General features: G+C 48.4%; 15 protein-coding genes. 9 read left to right on the plus strand and 6 right to left on the minus strand.

Features of this window, described 5'->3' with window-relative positions; translation table 11 throughout:
* Positions 1–75: 75 nt before the first annotated feature.
* Entirely contained in the window at positions 76–465 is a 390-nt protein-coding gene (locus OKS35_RS11920; protein WP_214685001.1) for a VOC family protein, read from the plus strand.
* Between the two features lie 93 nt (positions 466–558).
* Positions 559–1,359, plus strand: coding sequence for a formate/nitrite transporter family protein (locus OKS35_RS11925; RefSeq protein ID WP_214691372.1), 801 nt, complete (start codon positions 559–561; stop codon positions 1,357–1,359).
* Positions 1,360–1,409: 50 nt separating this feature from the next.
* Here OKS35_RS11925 and OKS35_RS11930 read toward each other — a convergent pair whose 3' ends face one another.
* The 6 genes from OKS35_RS11930 to OKS35_RS11955 form a co-directional block, all read right to left on the minus strand.
* Positions 1,410–2,882 (minus strand): alanine/glycine:cation symporter family protein, encoded by a 1,473-nt coding sequence (locus OKS35_RS11930; RefSeq protein ID WP_214784444.1) that lies wholly within the window; start codon positions 2,880–2,882, stop codon positions 1,410–1,412.
* Positions 2,883–3,150: 268 nt separating this feature from the next.
* Positions 3,151–3,318, minus strand: coding sequence for a hypothetical protein (locus OKS35_RS11935; RefSeq protein WP_015880321.1), 168 nt, complete (start codon positions 3,316–3,318; stop codon positions 3,151–3,153).
* 1 nt (position 3,319) lies between these two features.
* Positions 3,320–3,523, minus strand: a complete 204-nt coding sequence (locus OKS35_RS11940; RefSeq protein WP_015880320.1) for a YwbE family protein — start codon at positions 3,521–3,523, stop codon at positions 3,320–3,322.
* Between the two features lie 57 nt (positions 3,524–3,580).
* Complete coding sequence (locus OKS35_RS11945; protein WP_143180208.1) at positions 3,581–3,919, minus strand: hypothetical protein; 339 nt, start codon at positions 3,917–3,919, stop codon at positions 3,581–3,583.
* Between the two features lie 54 nt (positions 3,920–3,973).
* Positions 3,974–5,629, minus strand: coding sequence for a glycoside hydrolase family 13 protein (locus OKS35_RS11950; RefSeq protein ID WP_074037853.1), 1,656 nt, complete (start codon positions 5,627–5,629; stop codon positions 3,974–3,976).
* A gap of 131 nt (positions 5,630–5,760) precedes the next feature.
* A complete protein-coding gene (locus OKS35_RS11955) occupies positions 5,761–6,522 on the minus strand; it encodes an alpha/beta hydrolase (RefSeq protein WP_264093142.1) in 762 nt (253 codons plus the stop codon).
* 372 nt (positions 6,523–6,894) lie between these two features.
* Here OKS35_RS11955 and OKS35_RS11960 point away from each other — a divergent pair, with 372 nt between their 5' ends.
* From OKS35_RS11960 to guaC, 7 genes are all read left to right on the plus strand, one after another.
* Entirely contained in the window at positions 6,895–10,401 is a 3,507-nt protein-coding gene (locus OKS35_RS11960; protein ID WP_214784450.1) for a lamin tail domain-containing protein, read from the plus strand.
* Positions 10,402–10,501: 100 nt separating this feature from the next.
* Positions 10,502–11,704 carry an NAD(P)/FAD-dependent oxidoreductase gene (locus OKS35_RS11965; RefSeq protein WP_078146025.1) on the plus strand — a complete coding sequence of 401 codons (1,203 nt, stop codon included), beginning with the start codon at positions 10,502–10,504 and terminating at the stop codon, positions 11,702–11,704.
* 48 nt (positions 11,705–11,752) lie between these two features.
* Positions 11,753–12,406 carry a hypothetical protein gene (locus tag OKS35_RS11970; RefSeq protein WP_215244225.1) on the plus strand — a complete coding sequence of 218 codons (654 nt, stop codon included), beginning with the start codon at positions 11,753–11,755 and terminating at the stop codon, positions 12,404–12,406.
* A gap of 123 nt (positions 12,407–12,529) precedes the next feature.
* Positions 12,530–14,539, plus strand: coding sequence for a catalase (locus OKS35_RS11975; RefSeq protein ID WP_214784457.1), 2,010 nt, complete (start codon positions 12,530–12,532; stop codon positions 14,537–14,539).
* Between the two features lie 162 nt (positions 14,540–14,701).
* Positions 14,702–15,886, plus strand: a complete 1,185-nt coding sequence (locus OKS35_RS11980; protein ID WP_074037854.1) for an MFS transporter — start codon at positions 14,702–14,704, stop codon at positions 15,884–15,886.
* A gap of 112 nt (positions 15,887–15,998) precedes the next feature.
* Positions 15,999–18,059, plus strand: a complete 2,061-nt coding sequence (locus OKS35_RS11985) for a PAS domain S-box protein (RefSeq protein WP_214784460.1) — start codon at positions 15,999–16,001, stop codon at positions 18,057–18,059.
* A 199-nt stretch (positions 18,060–18,258) separates the two neighbouring features.
* Entirely contained in the window at positions 18,259–19,242 is a 984-nt protein-coding gene (gene guaC, locus OKS35_RS11990) for a GMP reductase (protein ID WP_031424215.1), read from the plus strand.
* Positions 19,243–19,260: the final 18 nt, after the last annotated feature.

The following is a 19,260-nucleotide window of genomic DNA, read 5'->3' on the forward strand; positions in this document are numbered from 1 at the left end:
TCCTCCCTCATTCGTTGTATAGTTCAATTATACCGAACGGACCATTTTCAAACGTCCATCGAAAGGATGATTCTCATGCTTCACCATGTTGAGCTTTACGTTTCAAACCTACACGACAGTATACGTGCCTGGGAATGGCTCCTCTGTGAACAACTTGATTACACGCTCTATCAATCTTGGCCAGAAGGACGGAGCTATCGATACCGTGAAACATATCTCGTGTTCGTTCAAACGGAAAAGACTCACCTTGCGCCACCGTATCACCGAAAAAAGACTGGTCTCAACCACTTGGCATTTCATGCGTCTTCCCTCGCACAATTAGAAGAAGTTCGGCAACAGCTCGCATCACACGGGTTTCGTGAATTGTACGCAGACCGCTTCCCCCACGCAGGAGGCCCAAACTATACAGCACTATTTTTTGAAGACCCGGACCGCATCAAAGTTGAACTCGTGGCAACGATGTGAACGGTTTCTTGAGAACTTCTTGAAAGTTTGTGAAAACAATTGCAAACTTCACGTTGACCTCCTAGACTGAAAGGGTCTAAAGGAGGTCTTTTCATGGAAAAGCAAGTCGTCGATTATATGGAAGAAGCCGCATTTAAGAAATCATCATTGCTTCAACATTCATTTCCTCAATACATGTTGCGATCGATAATCGCTGGCTTTTTAATCGGAATTGGAGTCGTCTTCTCATTCACCGTCGGAAACATGTTCATCGATGTCCCCGGAACGATGCTGATTGCGGGCGCCAGTTTCTCAGTGGCACTCGTCTTCATCGTCTGGATGGGGGGAGAATTGTTTACGAGCAACACGATGTATCTCTACACTGGTGCAAAACGGGGACGTGTCGCTTGGTTCGACCTCGCAAAAATATGGGGACTCAGTTGGGTCGGTAACTTGATCGGTGCCGTCATGCTATCGCTTCTCGTCATCGGAGCTCACAGCATGGGTGACGTGTCGGGTGACCATTTGCTTGCTGTCGTCGCCGCGAAGAAAATCGGTGGAGACGCCCTTGCTATTTTCTTGAAAGGAATCTTATGTAACGTGCTCGTCTGTTTGGCCATCTTCATGCCACTCAAAACGAACAATGATGTCGCGAAGATTATGCTGACGATGCTTCCGGTCGTCGTATTTTTCGCCGCTGGATTCGAGCACTCGATTGCGAACATGGGCGTTTTCGCTCTCGCGCTCCACTATGTACCGTCGGACCTCGTCACCTTTAGCGGTGCCCTTTACAATCTATTCTTCGCCACACTCGGTAATATTGTCGGTGGTGCGTTGTTCGTTGCCGGAAGTTACTTGTATTTGAACAAATCGGAGACGGAACAAACCGTCAAGCCGATACGTTATCATGCATAAAAAGACAGGGACCCCGATTAGCAGGGTCCCTGTTTGTTGCATTTCACGAATTATGATTTTGAAGCGTCGGCTGCTGCTGCTTGAACAGTACCTTGTGCCACTTCGTCTTCTTCCACATCCCAGCACTCTGTATTCTCGATACCGAGTTTACGAGCCGAGAAGCGTGGGTTGAGACCTTGAGCTCGTTGCTCTTCGTAATCTTTAAGAACTTTGAAGGCAACGCCACCGAGCAATGTGATTGCCGCGATGTTGATCAATGTCATCCCTGCCATGAAGAGGTCAGCGAGGCTCCATACGAATCCAAGGCTTGCGACCGCTCCGATGAAGACGAATGCCATTGTCGCAAGACGGAATCCAAGAACTGCACCTTTGCTCTTCTTAATGAATTCGATGTTCGTTTCACCGTAGTAGTAGCTTCCTGCGATCGAGCTGAAGGCGAACAAGAAGACGCTGACAGCGATGAATGCTGGGGCAAGTGCTCCGATTTGTTCAGTCAATGCGTTTTGAAGAAGGACAATCCCTTCACCATTTCCAGCAGCGTAGCTGTCTGAGAGAAGGATGATCGCTGCAGTTGCTGTACATACGATCAACGTATCCAAGAATACACCGAGTGCTTGAAGGAAACCTTGTTTCGCAGGGTGCGATACTTCAGCAGCAGCTGCTGCGTTTGGTGCAGAACCCATACCTGCTTCGTTCGAGAAGAGTCCACGGCGTACACCCATTGAGATTGCAGCACCGATTGAACCACCGACTGCTTCGTTCAAACCAAATGCGCTTTGGAAAATCATAGCGAAGACGCCTGGAAGTTCAGCAAAGTTCACAGCGACAACGTAGAGTGCGATGGCAAGGTAGAGAACAGCCATGACTGGTACGACGATCGCCGAGAAGTTCGCGACACGTTGTACACCACCAAAGATGACAAGACCAGTAAGAACAACTAAGATTGCTCCGCCGATCGCCGCATCGATTCCAAATGCGTTATCGAATGCTGCAGCGATTGTGTTCGATTGAACAGAGTTGAAGATGAGTCCGAATGTGACAGCAATGAGAACCGCAAATACGATTCCAAGTGCACGGTTGTTCAAACCTTTTTCGATGTAGTAAGCTGGACCACCGCGGTACGCGACATCGTCTTTCACTTTGTATACTTGAGCGAGCGTGCTTTCAATCATGGCTGTCGCACCACCGAGAAGGGCGACGATCCACATCCAGAAGACCGCTCCTGGTCCACCAAGTGTGACCGCTACCGTGACCCCGGCAAGGTTACCTGTACCGATTCGAGTCGCGGCACCGATAAAGAATGATTTCATTGAAGAAATACTCTTCCCGTCTTTTGAAAGTGTAACGTCCGATTTATCTGTCACCGTACGTAACATTTCTTTTAAGTAACGGAACTGCATAAAACGTGTTCTGACCGTGAAGTAGATCCCGGCTCCAACGAGAACGGCGATCAATACGTACGACCATAAGATGTTGTTCAAAAAGTCGACGCTTCCTTGTAACATACCTTGAATCGCTTCCATGAATAAGTTCCTCCCTGTTGTGTGAATCTGAAGTTGAGAATTTTTTATGATGTCTTAGTTCTGAATTATACAAAGATTCTGACAATTATCAATAATTTTTTTATAGGTCATTTCACTCTTTTTTCACATCATATAAGCGAGATTCCTTATTTATAAGCACTTAAAGCGCTTACATAAAAATGTTTAGAAATATTAAATCATGATTATAATTCACAATAACGAAATGAATAATCAAAAAAACAGCCACTCTTTTCGAGTAGCTGCGAGTTTAAATACCAGTACGTTTCTTCTGGTTATTTGGTTTTTTCGTCAATTGGCTCGTCAACGGTTTCTGTTTTGTACCATGTAAACCCGTGGGAACCTTCGTTTGATTTTGCTTCTTCTCTGCCAGCTTTTGTTTCATCGCCTCTTGAAAAGATAGTTTTTTCTCACTCATCTTACTCACCTCCAGCTTCGATCACTTTCACACGACCGACCTGCCCATCGCTCAAACGCACTTTGATTCCGTGCGGATGACGTGGCGAGTTCGTCAATATATCTTGAACGACGCCTTTCGTCAACTTTCCGCTTCGTTGATCTTGTTTTAAAACGATTTGGACGTGGAGTCCTGGGCGAATGTCAGCACGTTTCGTTCCATCCATACCCGACACCCCTTTCCATTTAGTCAATCTCTATCATATGCTCTTTTCCCTCATTTGTCACAGCCTATTCCAGATGCCAATTTGTCGCATCGTTTCTGTCATGTAACTTTGATCGGTCTGAAGCGTCTTCTTAGGAAACGGATCATGCAATCGAACGCTGACCCCTCGATGCGAAAAGGTCACATCCATGACATACTGTCCTTCCACATCACGGAGTGCGGCCGTCCCTTTCAACGAATGAAACGCCTTAGCGAACGCCTCTCCAAAATCGAGATACGCTTTCACGTAAATCGTAACGCGTCGCTCATCAATCATCAATTCCAACCGTTCGCGATCGGCACCACCAATGACCATGCGTACGACCTCGTTGTCATTAGAAAATTCAATCGTATGCATCCTCGTCCCACCCTTCATTCAAAAGAGGTACCCTCCTAGGAAGGTACCTTTCTATCATAAACGATATAACCGTGCTGCGAATGGTCGAAGCATAAACGTTTCCGTATCAATCGTCTCGGGGTCAATCTCATTCGTCATGACAAGCGTGGCGCCTGCAATTTCCGGAACGGTCACTTCTGCCGGATTGGCGGTCAAGTTGACGACCACGAAGAAGCGGTTGTTCTCAAACGTACGCTCATAGACGAAGGCTTGCTTATGTTCAGGCAAGACGTCACGATAACGACCATACGTAAACGTCTCCTCAGCTCGACGAAGACGGATCATCTCCTTATAGAACGACAGGATCGAATGCTGGTCGTTTCGCTGTGCCTCGACGTTGAGCGTCTCATACTCTTCGTGAATCGGCATCCACGGGGTCGTCGTCGAGAAACCAGCATAAGGTGAGGCATCCCACTGGATTGGTGTCCGGACGTTATCACGAGATGTGCCCCATACTTGTTGCATCGAGTCGATTTCACTCATCCCGTTCGCGATGCGTTCGAAGTACTCGTTTTTCGTCGCGACATCATCATAGTCATGAATGGATGGGAGCGGCACATTCTTCATCCCGATTTCTTGTCCTTGATAAATGAATGGTGTCCCGTGCATGAAGAAGTACATCATCCCAAGCGCCGTGGCACTTTCACGCCAATAATGATGCTCATCCCCGACGAGCGAGACCGCTCGCACCATGTCATGATTTTCAATGTATAACGCGTTCCACCCGGTTTCGCGTAATCCTTGTTGCCATTTATCGAAGATCCGTTTCAGCTCGACGACATCGAGCGGGGCAAGACGTGACCGTCGCATGATATCGACATGATCAAAGTGAAAGGCCATATTCATCGCACCATTCTCAGGTCCCATCCATTGGTCGGCTTCTTCCGGCTCGATTCCGTTCGTCTCCCCAACGGTCATAATGTCGTATTTGGAGAACGTTTCTCGCTTCATCTCTTGTAGATATTCATGGATTCCATCGATATTCGAGTACATCGAAAACGCCGTAACGATCGACTTCCCGTCCGGAGAAGGTAACATCGTCTCCGTCGGCATCTTTTTAATATGACTGATCGCATCGACACGGAATCCGTCGACTCCTTTATCGAGCCACCAGTTGATCATGTCATAGACAGCCGTCCGAACTTCACGATTCTCCCAGTTCAAATCGGGTTGTTTCTTCGAGAAGACGTGCAAGTAATATTGATCGGTCTGTTCATTATATTCCCAAGCGGACCCGCCAAAGATACTCGCCCAGTTACTCGGTGGCATCCCATCTTTCCCATCTCGCCAAATGTACCAATCCCGTTTCGGATTGTCTTTCGAGCTTTTCGATTCAAGGAACCATGGATGTTCGTCCGACGTATGGTTGACAACGAGGTCGAGCAACAGTTTCATCCCTCGTGCATGCACCGCCTCTAGCAAGGCATCAAAATCCTCCATCGTCCCAAACTCGTCCATAATGTCTTGATAGTCACTGATATCATATCCGTTATCATCATTTGGCGATTTGTACATCGGACAAATCCAAATGACATCAATTCCAAGGTCTTCTAAGTAATCGAGCTTTTCAATGATTCCGCGAAGATCACCGATTCCATCCCCGTTCGAATCGTTGAAACTTCTTGGATAAATTTGATAGGCGATGGCCTCTTTCCACCATACACGACTGATTTCTGTTTGTTTCGTTTGGCTGAACAACGTCTCCATACGGCACCGTGCCTCCTACAATAAGGTATGATTCACATCTACCATAGCACTAGTGCAAGCGTTTGCAAAGAATGAGCCCACAAAAAAATGCAGTTTTACACTGCATTTTGATGGCGCGCCCCAACCTGTTCACAGAAGGTCGTGATCAGCTTCGACAAATACTTCCAATCATGGTCCATCGTCGCGACGTGATACGAGTTAGGAAGCACCGCGTATTCTTTTTTTCCTTGTAACTGATCGAACAACCAGATGGAGTCGGAAGGCGGTACTACGTTGTCGACAGCAGAATGGATGACATATGTCGGCACATCAACCGCTCCGACGTGCGGTCGCACCTCGTCAATCAGCGAAAGCAATTCCCGAATCGCTCTTGTAGGCACACGGTCATAGACAATCTCATATACGTCTTTTGCCAAGATGTCGGGCGCATCTTCGTCGATAAATCGACACTCGGTATCCGACGCATGACACGTATATCCTGGTACCGATAACGCGGCATTGATTGTCACAATCGCATCCGCCTTTCCTTCAAGGGCAGCCTTGAGTGCCAACGTCCCACCCATTGACTGACCGACGACAATGACCGTCTGACACGACTCGCGTAATCGCTCGATTCCTTTCGTCACACTTTTATACCAACATCGATGCGTGGAACATCGAAAGTCTTCCGGATGTGTCCCATGCCCTTTCAAGCGCGGGGCATACACCGAAAACCCTTGCTTCATCAACTCAATTCCGACGTCCTGTACACTCTGAGGTGTCCCGTTAAAGCCGTGACAAAGCAAAATACCGATTTCGTTTCCTTCATAATAAAACGCGCCTGCTCCAGGAATGACTTGGTAATTGACTGCTTTCATTAGTGCCTCCTTTAATTCCAACTTAACCGATACAATTAATTCGTGTTAGAAGAGTGTAAGAGTTCTTAAGCTACTCGTCAAGTTCTTCCGACTACATTTACCTTGTAATCAAAATGTAATCATAACTTCGTGTTTAGTGGATTGAGTTCTGACGTCTGCTTGGTTATGTTTAACATGTAGTAAAAAACTTGGGAAATGAACGTGTTATTTTTGACAATACACGAATAATTTTTCAAGGGTTTCGTCACAAGAAAAGTAATGTAAGCGTTATCATTTTGTTTTTTTGAAAAAGGAGGATATAAATTCACTTATTTATAACGACACGAGTTGGGGAAATCGGATTAGACCATTACATCTAAGGGAGACTTACACATGGGGAAACCAACACAATCATTTAAGGCAGTCACTGGCCTCGCCTTATCAGCAGGACTCATCGTCAGCAGTATGACGCCGATTGCGGCAAACGTAAACGCCGAGACGTTGAACGCATCAGACCTCTTCATTTCAGAGTACGTAGAAGGATCGAGCAACAATAAAGCAATCGAGTTATTCAACGGAACGAACGCGACAATCGACCTTTCCGCTTACAAAATTGAACTGTATTCAAACGGAGGTACGACTGCCGGAAATACATTGAATTTGACGGGCACACTCGCACCAGGAGCTACATATGTCATTGTGAACGGCAGTGCGTCGGACACATTGAAAGCAAAATCGGATACGGTGAGTGCCGTGACGAACTTCAACGGGGATGACACGATCGTCTTGAAAAAAGGAGACACTGTTCTTGATGTCTTCGGTCAACTCGGCTTCGACCCAGGGACAAAATGGGGAACGACCGTTGCGACTGCTGACCAATCGCTCATCCGTAAAGACACGGTCACAAAGGGAGACAGTGATGGCAGTGATGCCTTCGACCCGGCTGTCGAATGGTCATCGACACCACAAGACACGTTCGACAATCTCGGGTTACATACGTTCCAAGGCGTCGAATACGGAGATGGCGGCACAACGGAGCCTCCTGCACCAATCACACCAATTTCAATTGCTGATGCACGAACAAAGGCAGAAAATGAGACGGTCACCGTAAAAGGAGTCGTCACGGCTAAATTAGCGAACACCATCTCCATTCAAGACGCAACAGGTGGTCTGTCTATCCGTCCGACATCTCTTTCCGTCAACGTCGGGGACGAGGTCGTTGTCACAGGGGTCGTCGGTTCGTACCGTGAGCTTCTTCAATTGAACAGCGCTGTCGTTGTTTCAAAACAAGCAGCAACACTTCCTACTGCCCAAGTCTTGACAGGGGAACAAATCAACGAGGACGTCGAATCCGAACTCGTTACCGTCAAAAATGTCACACTCACAGGTAGCGGTCAGAACTTGACGGCGACGGACGGAACGAAGGAGTTCGTCGTTCGCGACGAGCGAGGCATCCTTGATTTACAGACGGATGTGAACTATTCATCGATCACAGGAATCGTTCAACAGTTTGACGATACGTACCAAATCATCCCTCGTGACCCGGCGGACACGGTTATCGATACGTCCGTTCTTCGGCCGGCTGTCGCGAAACCAGGTGCCGGTACATTCGTTGGTCCACAAGACGTGACGCTCTCGACAACGACAGCAGACGCAGAGATTTTCTATACACTCGACGGCTCTGATCCAAAAGAGAATGGGCTTCGTTACGAAAACCCAATCCGCATTGAAAACTCGACGACGTTGAAAACGGTCGTGAAAACAGGCGACTCGTTCAGCGCCGTCTCAACATTCTCTTATAAGATCACAGACAAGATTCGCATTCACGACATCCAAGGTGCGAACCACACGGCTCCGATGAACGGACAGACGGTTGAAGGGGTAGAAGGAATTGTCACGTCTACGTTCGTCTCGAGCGGGACGACGTATTACTTCATTCAAACTCCTGACGCCGAGGCCGATGACGATGCACGGACATCTGAAGGGATTGTCCTTTACGGTGGACGTTCGATTGCTGGCATTCAAGTCGGTGACCTCGTCAAAGTGAACGGAAAAGTGAGCGAGTATGCGATTGAAGGATACAGCGACCGTCAACAGACAGATATGAAGATGACACAAATCGATACACGTAACGGAAAAGTTGAAGTCGTCGCGAGTGGTGTCACCCTTCCGACTCCAATTACGATTGATGCCTCAAACCTTCCGACCGAGTTTATCGACAGCGACAACCTCGCCGTCTTCAATCCGGAGAAGGATGCCATCGACTTCTGGGAGAGCCTTGAAGGAATGCGTGTTCAAACGAACAAGTTGAAGTCGGTCGGACCACAAGAATACGGTGATTTGGTGACTGTTCTCGAGGATACGCCAACGGAGACGTACAATGGCGGCGTCTTATTGAAAAAGAACGATGCAAACCCGGAACGCATTCAGTTCCGTCTCGAACCGAACGCGGAAGCGCGTGAATTCGATGTCGCGACGGGCGACCGCTTCAATGGACCGATTGTCGGTGTTGTCGGCTATTCGTTCGGTAACTATAAGATTCAAGCCTCACTTGAAGACATGAAAGCTGCCTTCGTCAAAGGAGATGCGCAGCGTGAGAAGACATTCATCGAGGCAGAAGAAGATCAATTAACGATTGCATCGTATAACTTAGAGAACTTCTCGAACAACATCAAAGAAACATCAGATGAAAAGGCACTCAAACTGGCGAAAGCGTTCGTCAACGAATTGAACAGCCCTGACATCATCGGTGTGACGGAAGTACAAGACAACGATGGACAGGATAAAGGAGCAGGTTCTGCCGCTGACCAGAGCTATCAGCGCTTAATCGATAACATTGTCGCTGTTGGTGGGAAGACGTATAAATACGTCAACATCGACCCAGAGAACAACCAAGACGGAGGCGCCCCAGATGCCAACATCCGTGTCGGCTTCTTGTACGATCCTGAGCGCGTGTCATTGACGGAGGGAATTCCTGCTGGTGACGCGACGACGGCCGTCGGATACGCCGATGGGAAATTGACGCACAACCCGGGACGTATCGATCCGACGAACGAAGCGTTCGATCGTTCGCGTAAACCGTTAGCTGCTCAATTCGACTTCCAAGGCGAGAACGTCATCGTGATCGCGAACCATTGGAACTCGAAAGGTGGCGACACTGGTTTCTTCGGTTCACAACAACCGGTCGTACTCGGAAGTGAAGTGCAACGTAAGAAAATCGCACAAGTCGTCCACAACTTCGTGGCGGACGTGAAGACGAAGAATCCAGAAGCGAACGTCGTCGCACTCGGAGACTTCAATGATTTCGAATTCTCGGATGCGCTCCAAATCTTCAAAGGCGACTTGATGACGAACATGGTCGAGAAAGTTCCTGCTGTCGACCGCTACTCGTATGTGTATCAAGGGAACTCACAAGTACTCGATCATATCCTCGTCTCGAACCGCTTGGCCGCTTCTACGAAAATTGACATGATTCACGTCAACTCGGACTTCACTGAGATGTCAGGGCGTGCGAGTGACCATGATCCAGTACTTGCACAAATCGACTTCACACCGGAACCAGAAGTGGAATTGACGCGTTACACTGTAGAAAACCATAAAGCTGCTCGCCTCGTCCTTCAAGAGGATTACATCGGCGTGACAATCGGAAAAGGCACGAACTTCAAAAATGGCATCTTCGTTCGTGGCGTATACACGGAATTGACAGGAGAACCGTTGAAAAATGTCGTCGTTCAAGTGAAACCGAAAGAAGCCGGTGCCATCATCGACTTCAAAGGCGCGACGGTAAAAGAAGTAATCGTTGACGGGAAAAACCTTGCTGAGATTCGCGGGGCAAAAAACGTCCAACGCATCACATATACGAAAGGCGCTTCTCCTTCATCCATCATCATCAAGAAATAACATGTTGAACCGCAGACACATCGTCTGCGGTTTTTTGGTTTCACCTCTCTTGAAGCGGGGATAAAGAGGAAGATACTGAATATCATGGAGGATGAGACCGATGGAATTGTATAACGGAGATTTATATTGGCCAACGACCGAATCAGAGGACGTCGTGTTAGAAAGACCTGACAAAAAAGAGCATTACGACGTACTCGTCATCGGAGCCGGTATGTCCGGAACGTTGACGGCTTATACGTTACAACGAGATGGCGTCGATTTTGCGGTGCTCGATGGGCGAAAAGTCGGTACCGGAAGCACATCAGCAAATACCGGTTTAATTCAATATTCAAATGACATCATGTTACATGAACTGGCAGAAAAAATTGGAGAAGCGGCAGCGGTACGCTTCTATCAATTATGTCTCGACGCGGTCGAATCGCTCGACCAGGTGGCGAAAGATGTCGATGCATCCGATATATATATTCGACGGGACAGCCTTTGTTTTGCGAGTGAAGAGGACGATGTTGCCAAATTGCAACGTGAGTATGAGATGCTAGCCAAACACGGTTTTGATGTGGAGTGGTTGGATCGTGAAGCATTACGTGAACGCTTCCCATTTGAAAAACCGGCGGCCCTCATCACAAAAGGCGATGCCGAGGTCAATCCGCTCACGCTCAGTCGTCAAATCATTCGCCATTTATCGAAACAACACGTCCCGATTTTTGAAGAGACGTCGGTGGATGAGGTCGTGTCTGATGGTGATGGATGGATTGTGTTCACCTCGAACGGGACATTTAAAGCGAATAAAGTCATCTTTGCGACAGGTTATGGGCCAGCTCCCCTACTCGACTCCCATCGGATCGATTTGAATCGGTCATACGCCATCGCAACGAATCCAATCGCCGAATTCAGCGAATGGGAAGGACGCGCGCTCATTTGGGAGACGAAACGACCATATCTCTATTTGCGCACGACTCCGGACGGGCGGATTATCGCTGGCGGACTTGACGAAGACCAGGCCGAAACGCCGCACGATGAGGCGCTCATGAACGATCGGGCGGAACGAGTGAAAGAAAAAATCGCCGAGCTCTTCCCGATGTATGACCTAGAAGTCGACTATGCTTGGGTCGCCTTGTTTGGAGAGTCGGTGGACCAACTCCCGTTCATCGGGGAGCACCCGAATCGACCGAACTTGTTTTACTTGCTCGGATATGGGGGAAATGGGACCGTGTATAGCATGCTTGGCTCTCGTATTTTGAGTGCTCTCGTTCGTGGTCAGTCGCATCCCGATGCGGACCTCGTTCGTTTAGATCGAACGTAATCCCCGACATTTTGGGGATTGTTACATAATTGAAGGAGTGTTTTTGGATTGAAGAAAAAAAGAAAATCAAACAGGGTGTACCGACTACGTCGTCTTGCCGTATTCCTTGTCCCTCTCGGTTGCGCCTTCTGGTTTTGGCCACAGGAATCCGTCCCCACGACGCAGTTAAAGGCTGAACAAGCATCCATTTCCGAGGAAATATATACGATTGAAGAACGTACACCAATCGAACAAGACGGTGTCATTCGATATGAATACGACATCGTCGTACACGGGAACCCGAGTACGGATGAGCTTCAATCCGTCAGCCATGACGTCATCGATGACGTAAAACAGTCAGATCAGTTCCAGGCCGCCTTGTTACGATTTTATGATGATGCTGCCTATATCGGGACGGAACCGCCACTCGGTGAAGCCGTATTCGCTCCGGAAGGCGACTATGGACTCGCAGACTGGGTGGAACCCGGTCAAACAGACGACATGATATTCGGTTGGCAACTTCGAGAAAAAGAATGGACGACCAAATTGACCGATACAGAGATTCAAATTTGGAGGTCATGGCAAGATCAATATACGAAGCAGAATCCTGACGACCCCGATGCGAAAGCGAAAGTGACGCGCATCATTGCCACTGAATACGAACTCGACCCTAAAGTGGTACAACAAATCGTATTGAAACAGCATGTATGGGCCGCATTATAAATGTTTGTGTGAAATCTCTCTTTTTTGAAAAAGAGGGATTTTTTTATTGGCGTTAGGGAACACCGATACAGTAGGTCAAATGGTGACTTACGACGGTCAGTCATACTTAAGGGAGGCAATCACATGGGGAACAAGAAAGAAGCGCAGTTAAAACAACATACGATTGATAACGAACAACAAGCTGGCTTGACGACAAATCAAGGTCTGAAGATGGCGGAAGACGAATTCTCGCTGAAAGCAGGACGTCGTGGTCCGACATTGATCGAGGATTTCCATTTCCGCGAGAAGATGACCCATTTCGACCATGAGCGGATTCCGGAGCGAATCGTCCACGCGCGCGGCGTCGGGGCACACGGGGAGTTCCAGGTGTATGAACCGCTCGCCGAGTTCACAAAAGCGAACTTTTTGAATGACCCTTCGAAGACGACACCCGTATTCGTCCGTTTCTCGACTGTCCAAGGCTCACGCGGGTCCGCGGATACGGTCCGTGACGTCCGTGGTTTTGCGACGAAGTTCTATACAGACGAAGGGAACTACGATTTAGTCGGAAACAACATCCCAGTCTTCTTTATCCAAGATGCCATCAAGTTCCCGGACCTCGTCCACGCTGTGAAGCCTGAGCCACATACGGAAGTGCCGCAAGGGGGAAGCGCGCACGATACGTTCTGGGATTTTGTCGGACAAAACCATGAAACGGCTCACATGGTCATGTGGGCGATGAGTGACCGGGGGATTCCACGTAGTCTACGCATGATGGAAGGGTTCGGGGTGCATACATTCCGTCTTGTAAATGCGGAAGGAAAAGCTCATTTCGTCAAGTTTCATTGGAAACCAAAGCTCGGGGTTCATTCACAAGTATGGGACGAAGCCCAAAAAGCAGTCGGGAAAAATGCTGACTTCCACCGTGTCGACCTTTATGAAGCAATCAATAAAGGCGACTATCCTGAATGGGAGCTCGGCCTGCAGCTGATCCCGGAAGAAGACGAGTTCAACTATGACTTCGACATCTTAGACCCAACCAAACTGTGGCCGGAAGAAGAGATTCCAGTGAAACTCGTCGGAAAGATGACACTTAATCGAAACGTCGACAACTTCTTCGCGGAAACCGAACAAGTCGCCTTCCACCCGGGTCATCTCGTCCCAGGAATCGACTTCTCGAACGATCCGCTCTTGCAAGGTCGTCTGTTCTCGTATACGGACACCCAACTGTCGCGTCTCGGTGGACCAAACTTCCACCAGATCCCAATCAACAAGCCCGTTTGTCCGTTCCACAACAACCAGCGGGACGGGATGCATCAAATGGCCGTTCACAAAGGTCAGACGAGCTACCATAAAAATGCGCTCAACAATAATCAGCCGGAACCTGTACCAGCCGATCAAGGTGGATTTGAGCACTATCAAGAGAAAATCGATGGTCATAAGATTCGGGGACGTAGTGACAGCTTCCTTGATTTCTATTCACAGGCGAAGCTCTTCTACAACAGCATGACCGATGTCGAAAAACAACACATCCAAGATGCCTGCAGTTTTGAGCTCGGAAAATGTGAGTCGGACATGGTGAAAGAGAACGCCGTCGATTTATTGAACCGCATCGATCGTCATCTCGCTGAAGTCGTCGCCGACAACTTAGGAGTACATGTGCCCGAAGAGAATAATGAGGTCCAGTCAGATAAGACGTCCCCTGCTCTCTCGATGGCGAACACAATCAAAAAGCCCGATACGAAGAGCGTCGCCCTTCTCCTTGCCGGTGACGTGGATGCGAATCAGGTGAAACAGTGGGTGCAGACGCTCGCCGATCACAACGTCAACTACAGCCTTGTCGGCAAGAAGGCGTATATGCTTGGTGACCTGAAGGTGAAGGAGACGTACGATACGGTCGACTCGAGCCTTTTCGATGCCGCCTTCTTAGTGAGTGCCGCGACGACTGTCGAGGATGATGTGCTCGAATTTATCGAGAACACGTACAAGCACTATAAGCCGCTCGCCCTACACGTACACCATAAAGAGGCACTCGCCACATGTCGCGTGAAGCAAGACCAGTCTGGTGTCTTCACGTTTGACGAGCATAACCTCGATGGATTCAATGCGTTCATCGATGGGATTGCGACTGCCCGATTCTGGGACCGTGCCTAACGATGTCACTTGACTCGACTCGATTCCCGAGTCGAGTTTTTTCATGTCTGTCATTCACTGCATGCAGTGCATCATCTCGGACAATCCTAATTTGATTTGGTATACTCTTTTAGTTATGTTTATTAACTATTCGAATTTGAAGAAAAGGAGGCGTCACGTATGATGCAACAACCTATTCAAAAACTTTGGACGAGAGACTTTTTAATCATCTCGCTCATCAACTTCTTCCTGACGCTCATCTTTTTCTTATTGATGGTCACCATCGGGGTGCATGCCGTCGAGTCGTACGGGGCGACCACGAGTCAAGCAGGACTCGTCACTGGCATCTTCATCATCGGGACGCTGACCGGGCGCTTGTTCATCGGTCGACTGATTGATTCGATCGGTCGGAAGAAGACGCTTTATATCGGGCTCGTCTTTTTCACCGCCACGATTTTATTGTACTTCGTCCATTGGGGTGTCGGTTTCTTATTACTGACACGGTTCGTACACGGACTCGGGATGGGATTATCGAGTACGGCAACTGGAACCATCGTCGCGCAAGTCATTCCCGCGACTCGAAAAGGTGAAGGGATCGGTTACTACAGCATGAGTTCTACTCTGGCGACAGCCATCGGGCCCTTCGTCGGATTACTTCTCAGCCAACACACGAGCTTCACCGTCATCTTCGCTCTTTGCTTTGTGATCGGGGTCATCAGTTTGGCGAGCACGTTCTTTGTGAATGTGCCTGAGGTCGACGCACCTGAAGTCGTACGTGGATTCTCTTTAAAATCGTTCGTCGAACCAAAAGCGCTACCGATCGCCTTGATTATCGGGATGGCCGCACTAAGCTACTCGAGTGTCTTGTCCTATATCAACTTCTATGCGAGTGAACTCGACTTGATCGAGGCGGCGAGCATCTTCTTCCTCGTCTATTCGGTCGCAGTCCTATTATCACGACCGATCACAGGAAAGTTGATGGACGCGCGTGGAGCGAACGTCGTCATGTATCCGGCAATCGCCATCTTCGCGATTGGACTGCTCGTGCTCAGCCAGGCGAACAGCGGTTGGATGCTTCTACTTGCCGGTGCGTTAATCGGATTAGGCTTCGGGAATATCCAATCCGGGACTCAAGCAATCGCCGTCAAGGCCTCTCCACCCCACCGAATGGGGATGGCGACATCGACCTTCTTCATCGCACTTGATGCCGGTCTAGGGTTTGGTCCTTATTTCATCGGGTTGTTGATTCCATTGACGGGCTTCTCGACACTATATTTGATTCTTTCAGGCGTCGTTCTCTTTACCATTTTCTTGTATTACGTCATGAATGGACGGAACGAACAAAAACAACTGAACGAAGCTGCTTGACGGGGTGTACGTACATCCCGTCTTTTTTTGAAAGTTCACACATTTGATCGAATGATGCGGTAAGATAAAAATGACGTGTAAAAAATAGAATGAACGAAATGAGGGAGACGAGATGAAAGCTGACCAAACACTTCAATCCAACGCATCGATTTTACTACGGACGTTCGATAAAATTTCAGACTATGTGTTCTTTATGGAAGTCGATGGTTCAGCATATCGCTACGTCTTCGTAAATGAGCCTGGGAAACGGGCCATCAATTGGTCGGATGCGGATGTCGGCAAGACCATCGATGAGTTGGTCCCGACCGAGACCGCTACACTTATTACGCAGTATTACGATGAAGCGATTCGTACAAAAAAGAGTGTCGTCTACGAAGACTACCGTCTTGCTGACTCCTTTTATACGGATACGGTCGAGGCGGATGATGTATTGACGCTCCCCCTTCATTATTTCGAGTCAGAAGTGACTCCGATTTTCAATGATGAGGGGCGCTGTACCCATATCGTCTCCGTCGTTCGTGAAGTGACGGAACGGAAGCGTCGCGAACTCGAATTGTCGATCTTAAAAGATCATCACGAGTCGCTACGACGGTATTCTCCACATGGCATCTTTGTACTCGACCATCATTTAAACATCAAATCTGTCAACCCGGCCGTCACGGTCATCACCGGTCATACGGAACAAGATATGCTTCATCATCCGTTCCTGCATTGGCTTCCCGAGAGTGAGCGGTCTCGAGTCAGGAAAGGGTTACAATTCACGCTGTCTGGGATTCCACACAAGTATTCCATTTATGCTGAACATCAATCCGGGGAACGACTCGACTTAACCGTCCTCAACATTCCAATCGAGGTCGGCGGTAACATTACCGGCCTGTTTGCGATCATCATCGATTTGACGCCAGAGAAAAATGCCGAGCGTGCCACGGTCGAAAGCGAACGTCGTTACCGTCAGTTGATTGAAACCATTCCGGAAGGCATCATTGTGCATCAGGAAGGACAGATTATATATGCGAACGCGATGGCACTCGCCACAATCGGAGAAACCTATCTAGAGAGTGAATCGATTTTTTCATTCATCGCAGAAGAGTATCATCAGTCCACCCGTCAACGACTTGCCTCTCTCGAGCTCGGAGGCCCCGTCCAAGACACGGAAATGGTCATCATGACACCGAGTGGAGACAAGCTCCAGATGGATATCAGTAGCCTTCTCATCGATTATGAGGGCGAAACGGCCGTCTTAACGATTTTGCGTGATGTCACGGAGAAACGTGAAATGGAACAAGCGTTAAGACAGAGTGAGTTACAATATCGATTGATCACAGAAAACATGAGTGACCTCGTCTGCATACTAGAACGGGATGGTACTGTTCGTTATGCGTCCCCTTCTCACCGTACCGTACTCGGTTTTGCGGCCGGATATTACGAAGGGAAGAATACGCTCGACTATATCCATCCGGACGACATCCAGATCGTCCGGGAGCAGTTGAAAGAAATGAAGGAAGAAGACATCTCCTTGACCCTTGAGTTTCGTCATTTCCATGCTGACCAGCGCTGGATTTGGCTCGAAACGAAAATTCAGGCCATCTATGATGAATCCGGACTTCTCCTACACTATTTGACGGTCAGCCGAGAAATCATGCAGCGAAAAGCACTAGAGAAGCAACTGAAGCATTTGGCGTATCACGACACGCTGACCGATTTACCGAACCGTCGTTTCTTCCTCGCTTACCTCGAGGAAGCGATCGATCGAACCGAATTCGAGCAAGGTGAATTGGCCGTCCTCGCTCTTGACGTTGACCGATTCAAACAAATCAACGACACGTTCGGTCATGATGTGGGCGATGAGCTCTTGCGACAACTCGCTCGTCGATTGACATCCGTGCTTCGCAAACAAGATATGATTGCCAGACTTGGCGGTGATGAGTTTGCCGTTCTCATTCGCTTCAACGATCCCTGTGCCCTACATCGGGTTGCAGAGAAAATCATTCAAGCACTACAGCGCCCATGGGAAATCGACCAACATACGTTCATTACGACTTCAAGTGTCGGGGGTGCTCGATTTGTAAAAGGGTTGTCGACCAAACAGTTACTAAAACGTGCCGACCTCGCTCTCTATGAAGCCAAAGCAGGTGGACGAAATCAATATGCACTCGCAAAGGACCACCAATAAGTGGTCCTTTTTTCACGTGAAACACCGAAAATAAATCCTAAATCCGAACATTAAACATCAATTGATTTAATTTTATTCATTTTTAAGATAAATTAATTGAATTATCCTTTGACTTTAAACTCTATTCACGTTATATTACCGAATGGGCGAAGTTTTTTATTGTTCAATACGTTAATGTTCGTGAATAGGGGTGCGATATATGGATAAAGTATTTGATTACGAAGATATTCAATTAATTCCTGCAAAATGTATTGTCGACAGTCGTTCGGAATGTGATCCGACCGTCGAGCTTGGTGGCTTCACGTTCCGATTACCGGTCGTTCCGGCTAACATGCAGACGATTATCGATGAAAAGGTCGCATTGATGCTGGCTAAGAACGGATATTTTTACATCATGCATCGCTTCAATCCAGAGACGCGCCTGGCGTTTATCCAAGACATGCATGAGCGTGGTTTGTATGCATCCATCAGTGTCGGCGTGAAGGAAGAAGAGTATGGGTTTATCGAAATGCTCAAATCGACCGGTCATACGCCAGAATTTATTACAATCGATATCGCTCACGGTCATTCGAATGCGGTTATCCGAATGATTCAGCATATCAAACACCATCTTCCTGGATCCTTCGTCATCGCGGGGAACGTCGGGACACCAGAGGCCGTTCGCGAATTGGAGCATGCCGGAGCGGATGCGACGAAGGTCGGGATCGGTCCTGGTAAGGTGTGTATCACGAAAATCAAGACAGGTTTTGGTACCGGGGGCTGGCAATTGGCTGCACTTCGCTGGTGTGCCAAAGCAGCGACGAAACCGATTATCGCGGATGGGGGCATCCGTACACATGGTGACATTGCGAAATCGATTCGCTTCGGCGCTTCGATGGTCATGATTGGTTCATTGTTCGCCGGACACGATGAATCACCGGGGGAAACGTTCGAGCAGGACGGGAAACAATTGAAAGAGTATTTCGGTTCTGCTTCTGAGTTCCAAAAGGGTGAGCGAAAGAACGTCGAGGGGAAAAAAATGTTTGTCGAACACAAAGGGGCACTACAAGATACATTGACCGAGATGGAGCAAGACCTCCAATCGGCGATTTCTTACGCGGGTGGTGACAGTCTCGAGGCATTGCGCACCGTAGACTACGTCATGGTGAAAAATTCAATCTTCAATGGGGATAAAGTGTATTAAAAAGGCGACCTCGTGTCG

Origin of the sequence: Exiguobacterium sp. N5 (assembly GCF_025842465.1) — a bacterium.
Taxonomy (GTDB): Bacteria; Bacillota; Bacilli; order Exiguobacteriales; family Exiguobacteriaceae; genus Exiguobacterium; species Exiguobacterium profundum.